This is a genomic window from Bradyrhizobium sp. SZCCHNR1093 (assembly GCF_032381175.1).
In the GTDB taxonomy this organism is placed as follows: domain Bacteria; phylum Pseudomonadota; class Alphaproteobacteria; order Rhizobiales; family Xanthobacteraceae; genus Bradyrhizobium.
Genome location: NZ_JAUHJJ010000008.1, coordinates 260,964 through 280,881, shown reverse-complemented (window position 1 = coordinate 280,881; position 19,918 = coordinate 260,964). Strand labels below are relative to the sequence as shown.

At 63.9% G+C, this 19,918-nt stretch carries 18 protein-coding genes, 1 tRNA gene and 1 pseudogene; 10 read left to right on the top strand and 10 right to left on the bottom strand.

Annotated elements, in window-relative coordinates:
- The first annotated feature begins 50 nt into the window (after positions 1-50).
- The 4 genes from QX070_RS24420 (at position 51) to QX070_RS24405 (ending at position 2,595) form a co-directional block, all read left to right on the top strand.
- Entirely contained in the window at positions 51-797 is a 747-nt protein-coding gene (locus QX070_RS24420) for an SDR family NAD(P)-dependent oxidoreductase (protein ID WP_315739701.1), read from the top strand.
- A gap of 206 nt (positions 798-1,003) precedes the next feature.
- On the top strand, positions 1,004-1,393 hold the full coding sequence (locus tag QX070_RS24415; protein ID WP_315739700.1) for a GFA family protein: 390 nt from the start codon (positions 1,004-1,006) through the stop codon (positions 1,391-1,393).
- 55 nt (positions 1,394-1,448) lie between these two features.
- Positions 1,449-2,129 (top strand): site-2 protease family protein, encoded by a 681-nt coding sequence (locus QX070_RS24410; protein ID WP_315739699.1) that lies wholly within the window; start codon positions 1,449-1,451, stop codon positions 2,127-2,129.
- A gap of 61 nt (positions 2,130-2,190) precedes the next feature.
- Positions 2,191-2,595, top strand: coding sequence for a hypothetical protein (locus tag QX070_RS24405; RefSeq protein WP_315739726.1), 405 nt, complete (start codon positions 2,191-2,193; stop codon positions 2,593-2,595).
- 21 nt (positions 2,596-2,616) lie between these two features.
- Here QX070_RS24405 and QX070_RS24400 read toward each other — a convergent pair whose 3' ends face one another.
- From QX070_RS24400 to QX070_RS24370, 7 genes are all read right to left on the bottom strand, one after another.
- A complete protein-coding gene (locus QX070_RS24400; RefSeq protein WP_315739698.1) occupies positions 2,617-3,405 on the bottom strand; it encodes a TonB family protein in 789 nt (262 codons plus the stop codon).
- Positions 3,406-3,421: 16 nt separating this feature from the next.
- Positions 3,422-3,901 carry a TonB system transport protein ExbD gene (exbD, locus tag QX070_RS24395; protein WP_315739697.1) on the bottom strand — a complete coding sequence of 160 codons (480 nt, stop codon included), beginning with the start codon at positions 3,899-3,901 and terminating at the stop codon, positions 3,422-3,424.
- Between the two features lie 6 nt (positions 3,902-3,907).
- Positions 3,908-4,846 (bottom strand): tonB-system energizer ExbB, encoded by a 939-nt coding sequence (gene exbB / locus QX070_RS24390; protein ID WP_315739696.1) that lies wholly within the window; start codon positions 4,844-4,846, stop codon positions 3,908-3,910.
- Positions 4,847-4,857: 11 nt separating this feature from the next.
- Positions 4,858-5,547 (bottom strand): Fe2+-dependent dioxygenase, encoded by a 690-nt coding sequence (locus tag QX070_RS24385; RefSeq protein WP_315739695.1) that lies wholly within the window; start codon positions 5,545-5,547, stop codon positions 4,858-4,860.
- A gap of 2 nt (positions 5,548-5,549) precedes the next feature.
- Positions 5,550-7,970 carry a TonB-dependent receptor gene (locus QX070_RS24380; RefSeq protein WP_315739694.1) on the bottom strand — a complete coding sequence of 807 codons (2,421 nt, stop codon included), beginning with the start codon at positions 7,968-7,970 and terminating at the stop codon, positions 5,550-5,552.
- Positions 7,971-8,209: 239 nt separating this feature from the next.
- On the bottom strand, positions 8,210-8,470 hold the full coding sequence (locus QX070_RS24375) for a hypothetical protein (RefSeq protein ID WP_315739693.1): 261 nt from the start codon (positions 8,468-8,470) through the stop codon (positions 8,210-8,212).
- A 379-nt stretch (positions 8,471-8,849) separates the two neighbouring features.
- Positions 8,850-9,311, bottom strand: a complete 462-nt coding sequence (locus QX070_RS24370) for a MarR family transcriptional regulator (RefSeq protein ID WP_315739692.1) — start codon at positions 9,309-9,311, stop codon at positions 8,850-8,852.
- A 158-nt stretch (positions 9,312-9,469) separates the two neighbouring features.
- On the opposite strand from QX070_RS24370, the gene QX070_RS24365 reads away from it, so the two are divergent.
- Positions 9,470-10,639, top strand: a complete 1,170-nt coding sequence (locus tag QX070_RS24365) for an efflux RND transporter periplasmic adaptor subunit (RefSeq protein WP_315739691.1) — start codon at positions 9,470-9,472, stop codon at positions 10,637-10,639.
- Positions 10,636-13,782 (top strand): multidrug efflux RND transporter permease subunit, encoded by a 3,147-nt coding sequence (locus tag QX070_RS24360; protein WP_315739690.1) that lies wholly within the window; start codon positions 10,636-10,638, stop codon positions 13,780-13,782. Before QX070_RS24365 ends, QX070_RS24360 begins: the two co-directional genes overlap by 4 nt.
- 66 nt (positions 13,783-13,848) lie before the next feature.
- Here QX070_RS24360 and QX070_RS24355 read toward each other — a convergent pair.
- Together QX070_RS24355 and QX070_RS24350 are read right to left on the bottom strand one after the other, a co-directional pair.
- Positions 13,849-14,381 (bottom strand): annotated as a pseudogene (locus tag QX070_RS24355) (transposase); the annotation flags it as partial.
- A gap of 295 nt (positions 14,382-14,676) precedes the next feature.
- Positions 14,677-15,462, bottom strand: a complete 786-nt coding sequence (locus QX070_RS24350; RefSeq protein ID WP_315739689.1) for a hypothetical protein — start codon at positions 15,460-15,462, stop codon at positions 14,677-14,679.
- Between the two features lie 229 nt (positions 15,463-15,691).
- On the opposite strand from QX070_RS24350, the gene QX070_RS24345 reads away from it, so the two are divergent.
- The 3 genes from QX070_RS24345 to QX070_RS24335 all read left to right on the top strand — a co-directional run bounded on the left by QX070_RS24345 (position 15,692) and on the right by QX070_RS24335 (position 18,692).
- Positions 15,692-15,765 (top strand) — tRNA-Gln (locus QX070_RS24345).
- Positions 15,766-16,074: 309 nt separating this feature from the next.
- Positions 16,075-18,303 (top strand): tetratricopeptide repeat protein, encoded by a 2,229-nt coding sequence (locus QX070_RS24340; RefSeq protein ID WP_315739688.1) that lies wholly within the window; start codon positions 16,075-16,077, stop codon positions 18,301-18,303.
- 230 nt (positions 18,304-18,533) lie between these two features.
- Positions 18,534-18,692 carry a hypothetical protein gene (locus tag QX070_RS24335; RefSeq protein ID WP_315739687.1) on the top strand — a complete coding sequence of 53 codons (159 nt, stop codon included), beginning with the start codon at positions 18,534-18,536 and terminating at the stop codon, positions 18,690-18,692.
- Positions 18,693-18,731: 39 nt separating this feature from the next.
- On the opposite strand, the gene QX070_RS24330 is transcribed toward QX070_RS24335, so the two are convergent.
- On the bottom strand, positions 18,732-19,253 hold the full coding sequence (locus tag QX070_RS24330; protein WP_315739686.1) for a hypothetical protein: 522 nt from the start codon (positions 19,251-19,253) through the stop codon (positions 18,732-18,734).
- Between the two features lie 209 nt (positions 19,254-19,462).
- Here QX070_RS24330 and QX070_RS24325 point away from each other — a divergent pair, with 209 nt between their 5' ends.
- Positions 19,463-19,912 (top strand): NUDIX hydrolase, encoded by a 450-nt coding sequence (locus QX070_RS24325; protein ID WP_315739685.1) that lies wholly within the window; start codon positions 19,463-19,465, stop codon positions 19,910-19,912.
- Positions 19,913-19,918: the final 6 nt, after the last annotated feature.

The following is a 19,918-nucleotide window of genomic DNA, read 5'->3' as shown; positions in this document are numbered from 1 at the left end:
GCTGCGCGCGCCCCGGAATGACGACAACAAAGATCGACCGGGGAAACATCATGAACCACATCGACCTTACCAACCGCTGCGCCGTGGTCACCGGCGGCGCGCAGGGCTTCGGCCGCGCCATCACCGAGCGCTTCAAGGCGTCGGGCGCGAAGGTCGCGATCTGGGATCACGACATCGCGCTGGCGGAGAAGACCGCGCAGGCGATCGGTTCGGAGGTGCTGGCGCTGCAGGTCGACGTCACCGACACCAAAGCGGTCGAAGGCGCCCGTGACGCGACGCTGGCCGCGTTGGGCGGCATCGACATCCTGGTCAACAATGCCGGCATCGCCGGCATCAACAAGACGGTGTGGGAGACCGATCTCGAGGAGTGGCGCAAGGTGCTGCGCATCAATCTCGACGGTCCCTTCATCTGCGCCAAGGCGATCGTGCCGGTGATGCTGAAGCAGGGCTATGGCCGCATCGTCAACATCGCCTCGATCGCCGGCAAGGAGGGCAACCCGAACGCTGCGCACTACTCGGCGTCCAAAGCCGGCCTGATCGCGCTGACCAAGTCGCTCGGCAAAGAGCTGGCGCAGCACAACATCACGGTCAACGCGGTGACGCCCGCCGCGGCGAAGACCGCCATCTTCGACCAGATGACGGAAGCGCACATCAATTTCATGCTGTCGAAGATCCCGAAGGGCCGCTTCGTGCTGGTCGAGGAGCTGGCCGCGCTGGTGTCGTGGCTCGCCTCGGAAGAATGCTCGTTCTCGACAGGCGCCGTATTCGACATTTCCGGCGGCCGCGCAACTTATTAGTTTGGTTAGTTTGGTACGTCCCATGTGTAGGGTGGGCAAAGGCGCCGTCGCAGACGGCGACGTGCCCACCATCGGCTTTCGCCCATCAGGACGGTGGGCACAGCGCGCCGGAGATATTGCGAGAACACAGGCATGACTGCCTCGCGCCTTTGCCCACCCTACACGTCTCGCTGACGACACGATTTCTGACCCATGGAGCTTGCCTGATGACCCACCACGGCGGCTGCTTCTGCGGCGCGGTGCGCTTCCAATGCACCGGCGAGCCGATCAACGTGCGCGTCTGCCACTGCCGCAACTGCCAGCGGGCGACGGGCGCGCCGTTCTTCGCCCGCGCGCTGTTCGCGCACGACGCGCTGACGATCACCGGCGAAACCGCGCGCTTCCCCTCCTCCGACGCGCTCGACCGCATGTTCTGCCCGCGCTGCGGCGTCAGGCTGTTCTCATGGCGCAACACGCGCGCGGTGGTCGGCGTGGCCCTGGCCTGCTTCGACGACCGCAACGCCTTTGCCCCGACCGAGCACATCTGGGTCTCTGAAAAGATGGATTGGGTGCAACTCAACGACGGCCTGCCGCAATTTCCGGAGAATCCCGCGTAGCATCGGGGAACCATCGTGCCTATGTAGGGCCGTAACGCGTCCGGAACCCCGATCCTTGAACATCTCCCTCTACGGCATCTCCGTCTGGATCCTGCCGATCATCATCGCCATCACCTTTCATGAGGCCGCTCACGCCTTCGTCGCCTGGCGCTTCGGCGACGACACGGCGTTGCGACTCGGTCGCGTCAGCTTCAACCCGCTCAAGCACATCGATCCGTTCGGCACGATCCTGCTGCCGGGCATGCTGCTGCTGTCCGGCTCGCCGTTCCTGTTCGGCTACGCCAAGCCGGTGCCGGTCGATTTTCGCAATCTGCAGCCGCTGCGGGCCGGCATGGTGATGGTGGCGCTCGCGGGCCCGGCGACCAACATCGCGCTGGCGCTTGCGGCCGCCCTGGCCTTTCACCTCATGCCGTTCGTGCCGGCCGGGGGCGCGCAGTGGGTTGCCCACAACCTGCTGAATGCCTTCTCGTTCAACATCCTGCTCGCCGTGTTCAACATGCTCCCGATACCGCCGCTGGACGGCGGCCGGGTCGCGGTCGGCCTGCTGCCGTCGGTGCTGGCGCGGCCTCTTGCCCGGCTCGAGCCCTATGGCATGCTGATTCTGATCGGATTTTTGATCCTTCTGCCGCTGGCGGGTTCCCAGTTCGGTCTCAATCTTGATCTTGTGTCGGGGCTGCTCCGCGCCACGACCGATTCTCTGAAGCAGCTGCTTCTGTTATTGACGGGTAACGTCTAAATCTACCCGTCAGGGATGGTAACGAACGAGCCCCGAGGCACTCTTGGTCAAAGCCGCCGACATGATGATCGCACGCCGCGCCGACACCCGCGCCCGTGCCGATTTCGCGACCTGGAAGATGATCGCCAAACTGAACGGCGCCTCCGGCCTGCCGCCGGCGGCGCAGGACTTTCTGGCAAGCTACAAGACCCGCCTCGGCGACATGTCGGAGGACGAGGCCACCGAGGCCACCATCCGCGAGATGTACAAGGCCTATTATGCCGAGATGGGCGGTGGCGGCGCCCCGCCCGAAGTCAAGCCGGTCGCCGCCGAGCCGGTGACCGACAACGTCACCGCCTTCCGCAAGCTGCCGCCGAAGCCGAAGGCCGCGCAGAGCGGAACGACCGCTCCGCGCAAGCTGCCGGTCGCGCTGATCTTCGCCGCGCTCTGCGCGGTCTATGTCGGAGTCAGGCTGTATTGGCAGTGAGGTCAGCCGAACCCTACCCGCTCATTTCGGCGGGTTGAACTTGACCGGCAGGATGAAGGAGAATTCGTCGTCGGTGAGGCCCGCGGGAGGCTTTGGCACGGGATCCGAACGGCGGACCATGCTGACGGCGGCCTGATCGAACTCCGGATCGCCGGACGTTTCCCTGACGTCCACCGAGACGACACGGCCGAGCCGGTTGAGCACGAGCGCCAGCTTGAGCTGGGCCGCAACCTTCTTTCCGGATGGATACTTCTTGTGCAGTTCGAAATAGGCGCTGATCTTGCGGCCCCAATTGGCCGTCAGCCTTTGCACGTCCTTGCCGATGCCGGCATTCGGCGCTTTGGTCTTCTCGGCTTCAGGAACCTTCTCGTCCAGGGCCTTGCGCGCCGTGTCCTCGGAGGCTTCCTGCGCCTCTGATGCCTGTGTCTGGACCGTCGCGACCTTCTGCTCCTCGGTCGGCTTCTTCACGTCGGAGGTCGTGACCTCGCGGTCGGCCTCCTCGGTCGTGGTCGGGACGTCCTTCTGGAGATCAGTCTGCTCGACCTCGGCCTTCTGCTCCTGCATCTGCGGAGCGGCGGTCTGCGCCACCGAGTCCTGTCCGACCGGAACCTCGTCGTTCTCGACCTTCGGCGAGCCCATGTCGATGTCGATGACCTCAGCGCCTGCCGCGCCGAGGCCGCCGGCGTCCTCGTCGTCCTTCAGATGCGTCAGCGCCAGTGCGGCGCCGCCGACATGCAGCATCAGCGCGCCCATGATGGCCAGAAACCACAGACGGCGCGAGGGGGAGTGCCCGATGTCGAGGTCGCTCATCACAAGTCGGCGCTCCTCACGGCTGCGCGGGCTGGGCCGGCGGCGCTGGCGCAGGTCCCTGGGCGGCCGCGGCTGGCGGCGCTTCCAGGGCCACAAGCTTGATCTTGGTGTAGCCGCCGGCGCGCAGCAGCTCCAGGACTCCCATCAGCTCGCCATAGGGCACCAGCTTGTCAGCGCGCAGGAAGATCGGCCGGTCCTTGGGCTGATCGGTCATGGCGTCGAGCTCGCGCACCAGGTCGACGCGTTTGACCAGGTTTTCCCCGATCGCCAGCGACAGGTCCGGCTTGATCGAGACATAGGTCGGCTTGTCCGGCTTCTTCTGCGGCGTGGCGCTGGAGGACGGCAGGTCGATCGGCAGGTCGACGGTCGACAGCGGCGCCGCCACCATGAAGATGATCAAGAGCACCAGGATGACGTCGATGAACGGCGTCACGTTGATGTCGTGGGTCTCGTCGAAATCGTCGTCGAGATCGCCTTCGGAGAGCGAAACGGCCATCGCCTGCTACTCCGCCGCGCGCACGTGAATGCCGACCTGGCTGCGGTCGAGATCACGCGACAGCAGGCGGCCGGCGGCGCCCGATGCGCGGTTGACGAGCTCAAGATAGCCCTTCGTCACGCGCGAAAAGTGATTGTAGATGATGACGGCAGGGATCGCGGCGGCAAGCCCGATCGCGGTCGCCAGCAGCGCCTCGGCGATGCCCGGCGCGACCACTGCGAGGTTGGTGGTCTGCGATTTGGAAATGCCGATGAAGCTGTTCATGATGCCCCAGACGGTGCCGAACAGCCCGACGAAGGGCGAGATTGCGCCGACGGTGGCGAGCAGGCCCATGCCGACGCGCACGCGCCGGGCCTCGGCACGCACGATCTCGGTGAAGCTCGAGGCCGCGCGCTCCTTGATGCCCTCATCGCTGTTCAGCCCTGCCGACAGCCGGGCCTCCGATATCGCCGCCTGCAGCAGTACCGCCGCAACGTTTCTTCCATGGCCGAGCGCGAGCTGCGCTTCCGCCAGCGACTTGGCGCCGGTGAGCTTGCGCAGCGCGCCGACGAGCCGCCGGCGCAGCACGGAAAACTCGATGCTCTTGGCAATCAAGATCGCCCAGCTCGCGACCGAAGCCAGCGCCAGCGCGATCATGACCGCTTTGACGACCATGTCGGCCTTGAGGAACATGCCGAGTGGCGACAGCTCGTCGAGTCCGGTGGCAACCGACTTGCCGCTTCGGGTGCCGCTCTCTGCGCCGGCCGGCGCAGCAGCCGTCAGCGCGGCCTGGACCGATGCCGGTGGTGCCATCGTGTGTGCCGTGCCCGGCGCCGTCGCGGACGGATCGGTCGAGACCGCCGGGGCGGACCTGGCCGGCTCCTGCTGCGCATATGCAGGTAGCCCCGCAGCAACAGACAGACATGACAGGACGATTGCAAACCTAACGAGGAACGATGTCATCATATCTCGGCCCATTAGACCTCGGCCCATTGCCGGATCAGATTGTGATAGATGCCGGTCAGCTTGACAGCATCGGGATCGTCCCTCCCGAGGCGTTCCGCCAAGCTCTGGATCGCCGTGTCCAGATCGAAGATCATGCTCCGGACGTGGGCATCCCGTATCATGCTCTGCATCCAGAAAAAAGAGGCGACCCGGGCGCCGCGCGTGACCGGCGTGACCATGTGAAGGCTCGATGACGGATACAGCACCGCGTGCCCCGCGGGCAACTTGACTTCGTGCGAGCCGTAGGTGTCCTCGATCACAAGCTCGCCACCGTCATAGCTGTCGGGCTCGGCCAGGAACAAGGTCATCGACAGATCGGTGCGGATGCGCAGGCCGGTCAGCGGATCGCCGCGCACGGCATTGTCGACATGGATGCCGAAATGGTCGCCGCGCGAGGCAGTGTAGCGGTTGAACAAGGGCGGAAAGATCTGCAGCGGGATCGCCGCCGACAGGAAGCGCGGATGCTTCGTCAACGCCTGGATGACGCGCTGGCCGAGCACCCGCGCCGCCTCGCCATCCGGCGGCAATTGCTCGTTGCGCTTGACCATGGCCGACTGCGCCCCGGCCGTCGAGCGGCCGTCCTCCCACTCCACCGCATCCATGATGCGGCGGAACTCGGCCACCTCGTCTTTCGACAGAACGTCGGGGATGCAGATCAGCATGATCAGAACTTCGCAGTGGTGACGATGTAGAAGGCGCGCCCCGGGGCCACGGCGACGAACGGCACCGCGCTCCGATACAGCGTGTCGTAGTACAGCTTGTTGGTCAGGTTCTGGGCATAAAGCTTCATGGTCCAGTGCGCGTCGAGCTTCTTCTCGACGAACGCGTCGAAGCGCCAGTAGCTCGGTAGCTCGTTGCCGGTGTTCGCCGCGAAGGTGCCGCCATAGACCTTGGAGCGGTAGACCGCCTGGCCGCCGATCTCCCAGCCATTGTCGAGCTTGTACTTCGACAGCATGCTGAACGACTGGTGGGCGATGTTGGCGAGCTGCAGGCCGATGTTGGAAGCGACGCCACTCTGCGTGACCTTCGACTGCATCAGCACCAGGCCGCCGAAGATGCTCCAGCGATCGGTGAGCTTGCCTTCCGCCTCGATGTCGATGCCCTGGATGCGGTAGGCCGCGCCCGAGGTGAGCAGGCCGCCGACGGTCTCGCGGGCATTGTCCTTGGTGGTCTGGAACAGCGCGGCTGAGACCAGCAGATGGCGGTCGACCAGCTCCCATTTGGTGCCGAGCTCGGCCGCCTTGTTGCGCTCGGGTCCGAGCAGGACCGCGGTGTTGGCGGGCACGCCGCCGTAATCGGTGCCGGTGGCGTCGAGTTCGGAGCCGAACGGATTGGCCGAGGTCGCATAGGCCGCGTAGATGCTGCCGATCGGCATCGGCTTGTAGACCAGGCCGACATTGTAGTTGACCAGATCCGCGTTCATCTTGAGGTATTTCGGCGAATTGGTCGACGAGCTCATGGTGTAGCCGTCATAGCGCACCCCACCGTTCAGGATGACCGTGTCCTGCCAGTTGGCCGTGTCCATGACGTAGACGCTGTTGGTGTTGACGCCGTAGCGCGTCGGGTTGCCGACCAGCGACGGCGTATTGCTGAATGGGATGTAGGTGTACTGCGGCGAGTACACGTTGACGCCGGTGACCGCGCCCGAGCTGGTCGAGCCGCCGCCGAACAGTTCGGACGAGAGGCCGGTGTAGCGATCGATCGAGATGTTCTCGTTCGAGAACTCGGTGCCGAGAACGGCGGTATGCTTGACGCCGCCGGTATCGAGCTTGAACGTGGCGTCGTTCTGGTTGGCCCAGACGTCCACCGTCTGATAGCGGCTCTGCGCGCTCGCCGTGGTGGTCCAGAGCAGCGGATTGGGACTGGTCGTGTTCGGATTCTGCGGCAAGGTGCCGATATAGTTGAGCAGCGAGTGCTCGCCGCGGAACTTGCTGCTGAGTGTGATCGCCTCGTTGACCTTGTACTCGGCCGCGGCAGTGCCGAAATCCTGCCGCGCCGTCTGGAAGTCGCGATTGAGGAAGCCATACCAGGTGCCGCGCGGAATGCCCGCGGAGGTCACGGGGACGTTGCCTCGCTTGTAGTAGGGTACGCCGAAATCCGGATAACCCGACAGATCGGTATGGACATAGTTCGTCGTGATCTTGAGATCGTCGATCGGCGTCCACTTGGTCGAGAGGAAGGCGCCCCAGCGGTCGTCGGTGACGAAGTTGCGCCCCGCCACATTGGAGTCCTGGAACAGGCCGCCGGTGCGCACCGAGAAGGTTGGCGAGATCACCTGGTTCACGTCGAGCGTGACGCGCTTCTGCTGGTCGGTGCCGAACTCGGTATCCATCCGCTTGAAGTTCGTATCGCCAGCCTGCTTGGTGACGATGTTGATGGCGCCGCCGGCGGTGCCGCGTCCGGCATAGGACGAGGCCGGACCGCGCAGGATCTCGATCTGCTCGGTGAAGAAGTTCTCGCGGATCGACACGGCGGGATCACGGATGCCGTCGATGAAGACGTCGTTGCGGGCATCGAAGCCGCGAATGAAGAAGCGGTCGCCGAACGCATTGCCGCCTTCGCCCGATCCGAGCGTGACGCCGGCGGTCGAGCGGCCGATCTCCTTGAGCGCCGTGATGTGCTTGTCCTGCAGCACCTCCTTGCTCATCACCGTGATGGTCTTGGGCGTATTCAGGAGCGGCTCAGGAAACTTGCCCGACGCCTGCACGCGGTTGACCTTGTAGGGCTCGGCTGCGTCCGCGTAGGGGTTGGCGTCCGGCGCGGACAGCCCGCCTGCGTTCGGGAACGCCACCGCGGCCTGCTGCGCCGCCTGCTGACGGGCCGCCGCGCGGCGTAGGGCATTGCGCGCGCGGACCTGCTCGGCGGTCGGCTTGGAGGACGTCGGCTTGGCGCGCGCGATCGGCGCATCGACGTTGACCGGGGGCAGGTCGGAAGCCGGCTGCGCCTCGGCCGAGGACATCGATGCCACCGCCATCAGCCCGGCCATCGCCGACACCTTGGTGACGGAGGGCCCCTCTCCTCGTCCGTCATTGAACTTCATCGCTGCGACCCCACGCAGCGAACGCGGTGCTCTCACCTGTCCCATTTTATTTTCACGCGCCCCAGATTTTTTCATTCCACATCGCGAACGCGGATCATTTGCGCTGCAACGATGTGTCGTTGGTATCGGGCGCGTTTCAGGGGGTCAATTTGAGGAGCCCTAATTTGGCCTTGAATAGTTCCAGATCAAAACAATTCTAAAACGCTCAACTAACAACATGCGAAACTTGAAATCGTTCTAAACAGCGCGAATTGACTCGCGCTGCCGTCGAATCGCTGCGCTTGTCAATTCGACGAGCCAGCCGGCTCGTCGCTGCTCGGCGGCTTCATCAGCGAGAACAGCTCGTCCACGGTCTGCACCGCGATCTGGCGCACGCGATCGGAATCATCGACCCCCGCGATCCGCACGCCCTTGACGACGGCCCTGATCTCATCGCGAAAATCGGTCAGGAAGCGCAAGGGATCGCGCTGCTCGTTGGCGACGCGCGCGATCAGGCCGGTGACCAGGATCTGGCACGCGAGCATCTTTCCATTCAGTTCTTCCATCGTGAGCTCCCCATTCGCTATCGTCGCACGGCGCATCGTCGGGCGACGCAGCCTCGCTCCGGTTGAATCCTGCCCCTGCCCGACGGCGCCATGACGGCGGCCGGACTCATCGGCTTCTAATCAGCTCCCATCGGGCGCGACAAGACGGCGAGAATAGGTCGGAGTGCGGCTTTCGCACGAGAGACCCGCGCGGTCAGCGACAGATCCGGCGCGGCGCGCTGGCCGACGATGGCGGCAGAGGAATGCCGCAGACCGCCCTGCTCTCGCGCAGGCCGCACCGCGGCAATGGCAAGCTTCTGCGCCATTTTTCGCACTCAAGATGTTTTAGTATAACGACGCAACTCAAGATGGGATCAAGACGGTCCGCGCTGCGGCTCGGCTATTTGAGCGCGACCTCGGCTTTCGGATCGGATAGCGTCTTGATCCGATCCTTCAGGTCCCTGAGCGTGGACAGGCTGGTCGCGACGGCCTCGTCCGGAATGTCGTGCAGAACCTCGCCGGCAATCGCATCGCGCAGCTCGTCGAGATCATCGACGAGCTTTCGTCCCGCGGCGGTGAGATGGAGACGGTTCGCGCGGCGATCCCTCGGATCGTGCCGGCGCTCCAGCAGCCCCTGCTCGACCAGCCTGTCGAGCAGACGCACCAGCGAAATGGGCTGCAGTTCCAGCACTTCTGCGAGATCGACCTGTGACATCCCCTCATGCGCGCGCAGCCGAAACAGCACCACCCATTGTGCGCGGGTCGTGCCGCGCTGTTTGGCACGATGATCAATATAGTTGCGCAGGATGCGCGAGCTTTCGACAAGCTGCGCAACGAGCTGACGTCTCATATCCAGCGACATGGCTGTGAACTCCCTTGCGATCCCTCGAAGCTTGCCGATTGTTTAGGTTTGTCCACGCGCTCGTGTGTTTACACATTAATTGCGTGCGTACTATATCTGGCGTGCTGGGAATGGTTTTAAAGACCGGTTATCCTGTTCGTCTCAGCATGTGGGCCAGCATGAAGACATCGCGAACCATAGGTTGGATCCTGCTGCTGGCGGCTCTCGGCGGCGCCGGCTATTACGGCTGGCAGCGCTATCAGGGCGCTGAGGCAGCGAAGAAGACGGCTGCGCAGAAATCGGCCGGGCCGCAGGCCGTTCGAGTCTCGACCGTGCTGGTCCAGAAGACGGACTTCCCGGTCTTCCTCACCGGCCTGGGGACCGTGCAAGGCTTCAATACGGTCCAGGTCCGCACCCGCGTCGACGGCCAGATCGACAAGATCGCCTTCACCGAAGGCCAGCTCGTGAACGAGGGCGACCTGCTGGTCGAGATCGACCCGAGGCCGTTCCAGGCGGCGCTCGATCAGGCCAAGGCCAAGCGGGCGCAGGACGAGGCCAATCTCAACAACGCCAATCTCGACCTGCAGCGCACCACCAAGCTCGGCGAGTTCGCGACCCGGCAGCAGCAGGACACGCAGCGCGCCACCGTCGCGCAGCTCACCGCTCAGATCGCAGCCGACGACGCCGCGATCGCCAATGCCCAGACCCAGCTCAGCTACACGCAGGTCAAGGCGCCGATCTCCGGCGTCGCCGGCCTGCGCCAGGTCGACATCGGCAACATCGTCAATGCCTCGACCCAGACCGGCATCGTTTCGATCGCGCAGATCGAGCCGATTGCGGTGATCTTCACCGCGCCGGAGGAGCAGTTGCCCTATATCAACGAGGCGCAGAAGGTTGCTGCCCTGAAGGTGATTGCGCTCACCACCGACGGCAAGAAGCAGCTCGCCGAAGGCAAGCTGATGGTCGTGAACAACCAGGTCGACACGTCGAGTGGAACGATCCGGCTGAAGGCGGTGTTCGACAACAAGGACCACGTGCTGTGGCCTGGACAGTCGGTGTCGACGCGGCTCCTGGTGCGGACACTGAAGGACGCCACGGTGGTTCCCGACGACGCCGTCCAGCATTCGACCAACGGGCTCTATTCCTACACGGTGAGCCCGGACAACAAGGCCGAGCTGCGCAAGGTGAAGGTCGGCGTTTCGATCGATGGCCGTACCGTGGTCGAAGAGGGGCTGACCCCCGGCCAGCAGGTGATTACGGGCGGTCAATTCAAAGTGCAGCCAGGCTCGGTCGTGACCACCGCGGTGGCCAGCTCGGAGCCGGCGCCAGCTAAGGTCCGGCAGGAATGAACGGCGGCGGCATCTCGGCACCCTTCATCAAATACCCCATCGGTACCTCGCTGCTGATGGCGGGCATCCTGTTCATCGGCCTCGTCGCCTATCCCCTGCTGCCGGTCGCGCCGCTGCCGCAGGTCGACTTCCCGACGATCCAGGTCACGGCCAACCTGCCGGGCGGCAGCCCCGAGACGATGGCAACCTCGGTCGCCCAGCCGCTGGAACGGCAGTTCGCCCAGATCCCGGGCATCGCCCAGATGACCTCGACCAGCTACCTGGGCACCGCATCGGTCACGATCCAGTTCGACCTCAATCGCAGCATCGACGGCGCCGCCAACGACGTCCAAGGCGCAATCAATGCCGCCTCCGGCCAGCTGCCGAAGAATCTGCCGTCGCCGCCGACCTACCGCAAGGTCAACCCGGCGGACTCGCCGATCCTGCTGCTGTCGGCGACCTCCGAGACGCTGCCGCTGACCACCGTCAGCGACGCGGTCGACGCCGGTCTCGCTCAGCAGATCAGCCAGATCTCGGGCGTCGCCCAGGTGATCATCGGCGGCCAGCAGAAACCATCCATCCGCATCCAGATCGACCCGGCCAAGCTCGTCGCCAAAGGGCTGTCGATGGAGGATGTGCGCAGCCAGATCGCGATCACCACGGTCGACGCGCCCAAGGGCAACATCGACGGCGAGCGGCGGGCCTATACGATCTACGCCAACGACCAGCTCACCGAGTCGAAGGACTGGAACGACGTCATCATCGCCTACCGCAATGGCGGCCCGCTGCGCATCCGCGACATCGGCAAGGCTGTGACCGGGGCCGAGGACGCCAAGCAGGCGGCTTGGGCCAATGGCAAGCGCGGCGTGTTCCTGGTGATCTTCAAGCAGCCCGGCGCCAACGTCATCGAGACCGTTGACCGCATCAAGGGGCTGTTGCCGCGGCTGGTCGCGGCGATCCCACCGGCGATCAAGATCGATCTCATCTCCGACCGGACCACCACCATCCGCGCCGCCGTTGAGGACGTTCAGTTCACGCTGATCCTGACCATCTTCCTGGTGGTGATGGTCATCTTCATCTTCCTGCGCAGCTTCTGGGCGACGGTGATCCCGACCATCACAGTGCCGCTGGCGTTGCTCGGCGCCTGCGCGATGATGTGGGGGGTTGGCTACACGCTCGACAATCTGTCGCTGATGGCACTGACGATCGCGGTGGGCTTCGTGGTCGACGACGCCATCGTCATGCTCGAGAACATCTCGCGTTATGTCGAGGAAGGCGAATCGCCGATGGCCGCCGCCTACAAGGGCGCCAAGGAGATCGGCTTCACCATCGTCTCGATCTCGATCTCGCTGGTCGCGGTGCTGATCCCGCTGCTGCTGATGGGCGGCATCATCGGCCGGCTGTTCCGCGAATTCGCGGTCACCCTGGCGATGACCATCTTCGTCTCGATGATCGTGTCGCTGACGCTGACGCCGATGATGGCCTCGCGCTTCCTGCGCAACGAGCACGCCGCGCAGCACGGCAAGTTCTATCAATGGAGCGAGGCCGCGTTCGACGCGATGCTGCGCGCCTATGAGAAGGGGCTCGATGTGGCGCTGCGCTGGCGCTTCGCCACCTTGATGGTGTTCTTCGCCACGCTCGGATTGTCGGTCTATCTGTTCATCCTGATCCCGAAGGGCTTCTTCCCGCAGCAGGACGTCGGCCTGATCACCGCGACCTCGGAGGCCTCCCAGGACATCTCGTTCAAAGCGATGCAGTCGCGCCAGGAGGCGCTCGCCAACATTGTAATGGCCGATCACGACGTCGCCAGCGTGGCCATGGCAATCGGCGGCTCCGGCCGCGCCGGCAACAACGGCAACATGTTCATCACGCTGAAGCCGCGCGAGGAGCGCAACGCGACGGCGCAGCAGATCATCACCCGCCTGCGGCCGCAGCTCGAGAAGGTCGAGGGTGCGCGGCTCTACATGCAGGCAGCGCAGGACATCCGGCTCGGCGGCCGCCCGTCCCGCACCCAGTTCGAGTTCACCTTGCAGGATCCCAACGTCGCAGAGCTGAACGAATGGGCGCCGAAGATCCTTGAGAAGATGCGTTCGCTGCCGCAGCTGCGCGACGTCGCCACCGACCAGCAGGCCGACGGCACCACCGTGCAGCTCACGATCAACCGCGACACCGCCTCGCGGTACGGCATCTCGCCGCAGCTGATCGATGACACGCTGTATGACGCGTTCGGCCAGCGCCAAGTCGCGCAGTACTTCACCCAGCTCAACTCCTACCGCGTGATCCTGGAGATCCTGCCTGAGCTGCAGGGCAACATCGACACGCTCAACAAGCTCTACGTGAAATCGCCGACCACCGGCGACCAGGTGCCGCTCTCGACCTTCGCCAGTTGGACCAACGTGCCGGTGCGGCCGCTGTCGATCAGCCACCAGGGCCAGTTCCCGTCGATCACGATCAGCTTCAACCTCGCCCAGGGCGTCGCGCTCGGCCAGGCCACCGATGCGGTGCAGCGCGCGATGGTCGAGCTCGGCGCGCCGGCAACCTTGAACTCGAGCTTTCAGGGCACTGCGCAGGCGTTCCAGCAGTCGCTGTCGACCGTGCCGCTCTTGATCCTCGCCGCCCTCGTCGTGGTCTATCTGATCCTCGGCATCCTCTACGAGAGCTACATCCACCCGATCACGATTCTCTCGACGCTGCCCTCGGCCGGCGTCGGCGCGCTCGCGATCCTGATGGCGTTCGGCTACGATTTCAGCCTGATTGCGCTGATCGGGGTCATTCTGCTGATCGGCATCGTGAAGAAGAACGGCATCATGATGGTCGACTTCGCCATCGCCGCCGAACGTGACCAGCATCTGCCGCCGGAGCAGTCGATCCGCCAAGCCGCCCTGCTGCGCTTCCGTCCGATCATGATGACGACCATGGCCGCGCTGCTCGGCGGCGTGCCCCTGATGCTCGGCAACGGCACCGGCTCGGAGATCCGCCAGCCGCTCGGCTATGCGATGGTCGGCGGCCTCATCGTCAGCCAGATGCTGACGCTGTTCACGACGCCGGTGGTCTATCTCTATCTCGACAAGGTCAACAACGCCTTCGCGCGCTGGGGCCGCACGCATATCGACCACGAGCCCGAGACCGCAGCGGCAGGTCCGGTCAAGGAAGCGGCGGAATAATCCGCCGCTTCTTTTCGCCTACTGCCGCGCCATCTCCGCGTTGGACACGCCCTCGCCGACGCCATGCCGTTCCGCCCGGTACAGCCGGAACAGCTTCTTGCGATTGACCAGATAGCCCTCCCGCTTGAGCAGGACGTGCAGGCGACGATAGCCGAAGCGGCGGCGCTCATGGGCGATCGCCCTCATGCGCTGCCGCAGCCCGGCATCATCGGCCCGGCTCGTTTGATATCTGACCGTCATGCGGCAACATCCGATGGCTTTACACGCCCGCCGTTCGCTCATCCCGTGAACACCCATGAGATGTGCGACAGCTTTCCGCTTCGCAGCGGGCGTCACCACTTCTTTCCCAGGAGATCCTTCAGCGCTGCATTGTCCAGCATGGCGTCCGCCAGCAGCCGCTTGAGCCGCGTGTTCTCGTCCTCCAGCGTCTTCAGCCGCTTGGCCTCCGAGACGTCCATTCCGCCGAACTTGGCCTTCCACTTGTAGATGCTGGCGTCGCTCACGCCATGCTTGCGGCACAGATCGGCGACCGGAACGCCGGCCTCGTGCTCTTTCAAAATCCCGATGATCTGCTCTTCCGTAAAGCGGCTGCGCTTCATGCTCTGGTCCTCGTTGGAGCCAGAACGAACTTCAAGCTGGATTAAGCCCGAGGGGCAAGGTCAACCAGATCGCCAACGACATCGGCATGTCCCGGCAGAACGTCGAGCACTACATGCGGTTCAAGGACCAGATGAAGGTCAGGGTAGATGGTCAAAAGCGACTGCGCCTAATCAACAACTCGAGCGCCGTCTAACTAGTCTCATTGAACGGGACACTGGATTAGGTTGCATTCTCTGGTGTCGCTACCCACTGCCGCCGTGGCTGCATCCGGGGCCGGAGGCAATAGGCAATCCATCATCGAGAGACCGCTTGCGAATCCGCAGGTTTGATAGAGCTTGTTATGTCATTTCCGAGCTTTGGTAGGCCTCCGGGTGGAACCCGACACGTGGCCTCCATTTTGACCCCTGGTGTGAGACCGATCGCTCCAAAGCTACCGCTTGATTTGATCTCCATTGAATATTGATGTGATAGCACGTCTTCATATGTCACTAAGTAATCGACTCCGGTTTTGAATACGGCCGGATCTACGTTCTGAAACATTACGAAGAGAATGCCAGGCAGCATTGCGCCCGTTTGAATCGGGGTCAGGCTCTTCTCGAGGAGACTATCAACCTTGTGAAAAGTGACTGCTTCCGGTTGACCCGGAACCGTCGATGGAATGTTGTTGAATACAAAGTTGTCGGGCATTGTAGGAAAAACAGCGTCATAAATCCTACCATTCGATCTTGCTGATACTCTCCAGTTCTTGACGATCGTCTGCATCGATCCCGTATTGACTACGTTAAGCGCAAGCACAGCAATCGTATTGCGCTCGTCCTGGCCGGCATTTCCAGCCATCACGCTTTGAATCCCACCAGACAACTGGGGTCGCGGAGATCGCGTCCCAACTGAAAAGATCAGCAGCAAGAAAAGGACGAAGGATGTAGCGCCGAACGCAATTTGCTGCTTCCGATCCTTGAGTTTGCCGAAGGCTAGTCGGATCATTCCACCCAGCGCCGTCGACATGATTAGGGGCACGAGAATATAGTTCAAGAAGATCCCAGCCGCGAGGCTGGCAGTAAAGCGCTCAAACCAGTCCATTGGAGTCCCCCTCAACGCCTTCGCCGGGAATATGGGGCTGCGCCTCCGGAACCGCGAGTGTTGGAATTTTACACTCGGCGAGTTTTCCACCACTGGCAGGTTGAAAAAAGGGGACTGGACCGCGAACAGCTAGGCGGCTATATGGGCGCTGCGTTGGGGCTGATTTGCAAAACTTCTGGCCCTGATTGCAAAACTTCCGAAAAAATCACTGCGATATCAGTGACTTCGGTGGGGAATGGTGTAACGGTAGCACAACAGACTCTGACTCTGTTTGTCTTGGTTCGAATCCAGGTTCCCCAGCCATTTCGGCGCTGACCCACTATTCTTGAGGTCAGCCGGTTTCGACTCGCGAACGAAATGTCACCCCGTTGTCGCGCACACTTCGTCCCGTCACTGCACCTCGGCGTCTCCGCGCACTTCGTCCTCGGAGAGCTTTCTCGATCGCAGCGGTGCCCTGTTCTTCCAGATCCTCCAGCGCGATGCTTGCGATGGCGGATGGTCGACACCGCCTGACCCGGCGCCGAATTGCCGGGAACACAGTCCTCCCGATTGCGAATCGGCGAAAACAAAACAACCATTGCGAGCGATGAAGCGCTCCCCGGAGGATTGCACTTGCAGAGCAGCGTTGGCTCCCGCGCCTTTCAAAACGCAAGGCTGCAGAAGCGCGCCAAGAAGCAGGCGGACGTGCTGTTGCCAGCGGCGGTCAAGGCCTACCGCGAAGGCCGACATCCGGAAGCTCAGGCACTGTGCCAGCAGATCCTGCAGGACCTGCCGCATCATTTCGGCGCCCTGCATCTGCTCGGCGTGTCCGAACGGGATTGCGGCCGTTTCGACCAGGCGGTGCTCGTCCTGACACGCGCGGTCGAGATCGACCCGCGCTCGGCCGAAGCCCAGTCCGATCTCGGTCTGTCGCTGTTCCGGCTCGGCCGCTATCAGGAGGCCCGCGCTCGTTACGAACGCGCCGTCGAACTCCAGCCGAACTTCCCGGCCGCGCTCACCAATCTCGGCACTACGCTGATGAGCCTCTCGCGTTTCGAGGAGGCGATTGCTGCGCATGACCGCGCCATCGCGCTGAAGCCCGGCTATGGCGACGCCCACGCCAATCGCGGGATGGCGCTGCTGCTCACGGGCCGGTACGAGGACGCCGGCCAGAGCTTCGATCGCGCGCTTGCACTGCAGCCGCGGTTGCTGACGGCCCTGTTCGGCAAGGGCCTGGTCAGCATGAACCTGCGGAATTTCGATGCTGCACTGGCGGCGCTGACTGCGGCGCTGGCCATCAATCCGAATGCGGCCCCTGCCCTCGCCCAGCGCGGGCGGGCCTATCAGGAGCAGGGCAAGTTCGACGAGGCAGAAGCCGATTTTGACGCGGCACTGGTCCTCGAACCGTTGCTCGAAGACGCCCTGCGCGGCAAGGCCACAGTTTCGCTCGTGCGCGGCAACATCGCCCTGGCGATCTCGTTCGTCGACAAGATCCTGGCGCAGAACCCGAAGCAGGAGAGCGCCTGGACCCTGCTCGGGGTCTGCTCTGCGATGCAAGGCGACATCGCCACGGCAATCTCAGATTACGACCGCGCGCTCGCGATCAACCCGAACTACGAGGACGCGATCACCAAGAAGATCTTCGCGCTGGATTTCCTGCCCGAGATCGGAGTCGAACGTCTCCAGGCAGAACGGAGATATTGGTGGGAAGCGATCGGCTCGCGATTACCCCGTGTCCAACTCGGTGGGCGAGATCTCGACCCCGATCGGCAGCTTGTCGTGGGCTACGTCTCCTCCGATTTCCGCGAGCATTCGGCGGCTCTCGGCTTCCTGCCGATCCTGCGCCATCACGATCGCGCCAAGTTCGAAATCATCGCCTATTCCTGTTCGCCGGCAAAGGACGCCAAGACGGAGTTGTGCCGTTCGCTGGTCGATCGCTGGGTCGACGCCTGGCAGTTGACCGACGAGAGGCTCGCCGAGCAGATCCGGGCCGACAAGGTCGACATCCTCGTCGACCTCTCGGGGCATTCCGCCGGCCATCGGCTCACCTTGTTTGCGCGCAAGCCCGCCCCGATCCAGGTCTCCGCCGTCGGCAGCGTCACCGGCACGGGGCTGCCAGTGATGGACTATCTGCTGGCCGATGCGGTGACGATCCCGGCCGCGGTCCGGCATCTGTTTGCCGAAAGGATCTACGACCTACCGTCGCTGATCACGATCGAACCGCCGCCGCCAATTCCACCGTCGCCGCTGCCCATGCTTCGCAACGGTCACGTCACCTTCGGCTCATTCAATCGCGCCGACAAGTTTTCGGAGCCCACTCTGGCTCTATGGTCGAAGCTGATGGCTGCGACGCCGGGCTCTATGATCGTCGTCAAGAACCATGCGATGAGCGATCCCCTGCTGCGCGACCGATTGATCGCCCGCTTCGTCGCCCACGGCATCGCCGCGGAACGCCTCCGTTGCGTCGGAAAGACGTCGCGCGAGGAGCATCTTGCGATGTTCGCCGATATCGACATCGCACTCGATCCGTTCCCGCAAAATGGCGGCATATCGACGTGGGAGTCACTGCAGATGGGCGTGCCTGTCGTCACCAAGCTCGGCAGCCCCCCCTCGGCACGCGCCGGCGGAGCGATCGTCAAGGCGGTCGGCCTCGACGCGTGGGTCGCCGATGACGACGAAGGCTATCTCGCGGCAGCGCTGAAATTCTGCTCCCGCCCCAGCGAGCTTGCCGAGCTCCGCGCTGAGCTGCCGGCCAGGGTATTGAATTCAACCGCCGGAAACGGCGCGCTCTACACGCAGCATGTGGAGCAGGGATACCGGACGTTCTGGCGTGACTATTGCGCACGAGCGACGACCGGCTAGCGCTTGAATCAGATCTCGTCCGGCCGGCACAGCGTCGCGCCCGTGCGCCGTTCGACCCATGCCGACGCTTGCGGTGCATCGATGACGCAGTCCCGCCGATCATCGTCGGCTCGCCGTCACGATTCCGCCAACGTGCGCCCGATCACGGAATTAACCCGTCATTCACCACGATCCTCATCCAGCCGGAACGATGCAATTTGCTTCAAATTGTCTGGCCAGGGAGACGTGACATGACCAAGCTGACGGACCTCGACGACCAGATTGAGCGGGCCGAGCGGCTCGAGCGGAGCATCACGGACACGCTGACGATCGAGCGGCTGCGCCAATTCGCGGCCAAGTGCCGGCGCGAGCGCGAGCGGCTGTCGCGGCACCGGCAGCACGCGGCCTGAGGGGTTTGATCCGCTTCCGTCGGCGGCGGACGCGGCCGCTCACGAGCAGGTCGTCACCATGTTGGTGCAGAGCTGCCGGGTCCAGCCGACGCCTTTCTTCATGCGGATCTTGGCGAAGTCGCCGAAGCAGCCGAGCAGTTCGACAGCCTGGTCGCCGTTCGCATGCGGATCGAGCTTCGGGCTCGAGGCGGCATGGTCGCGATAGATCACCGCACCGTTCTGCAGGCCGCCGACGCCCACCACGCTCCGATGCACGAAGCCCCTGCCCTGAAAGATCACGCTCTCCTTGCCCTGATCGACGTCGTTCAGCACAGCCCGGTCGATCTCGAACCAGTCGCCCTGCTGCGCGGTGAGATGCACGACGATCCAGCCGTCGCTGGTCGGATTCTTCAGCGCCTTGATGATGCTGCCGCCCGGCTCCGCGCGGACATTGGCGCCGTTCGGATCGCGGTCGGCGATGTCGACCTCGACGTTGCAGGCTTCGCGATGAGGCGCCTGCGCAGCGGCCACGCTCGGCGCCGCGAGCAGCGCCGTCAGCAACAGAATTTTCGTCAGCGTCATGCGGTCAACCGGCCTCGGATTCCTCTCGGATTGGTCGTGCCGCGAGCGCCGCAGTTCAACGCCGCGCGATAGGCGACTGCGCCGGGCCCGCCATGCGCATCGGCTGCCTCGATGGAGCCTGGCCATGGGTGCGGCCCTCACGCAAGACTGCCTGCTTCATTCGAGAAGGTGTTATGCTTGCACGAAGCTGACCCGAAAAAAGTCGTCAGATGCGTGAACGCCCCTCCGCCCGCCTGCTGGTGCTCGATCCCCACGACAGGCTTCTGCTGTTCAAGTTCGTCCACCTTGCCGGCGCGCTGACTGGGACGCAGTTCTGGGCCACGCCGGGCGGCGGCGTCCATCCAGGCGAGAGCTACGAGGCCGCAGCCTGCCGCGAGATGTTCGAGGAGACAGGCATTTGCATCGACGACCCTGGGCCGCAGATCGCGCAGCGCTTGGTCACCTTCACGATGGTCGATGGCGAGGAGGTCAGCTCGGACGAGCGCTATTTCCTCGTCAGAGTTGCGCGCGCCGACCTGTCGTCGATGCACTGGACCGAACTCGAGCGCGCCGCGATTGCAGGACAGCACTGGTGGCGGCAGGCCGAGCTCGCGGAAGCGGCCGACACCGTCCACCCCGAGGACATCATCGACATATTGACGCGTGCACGCGTGTGGTGACGGCTC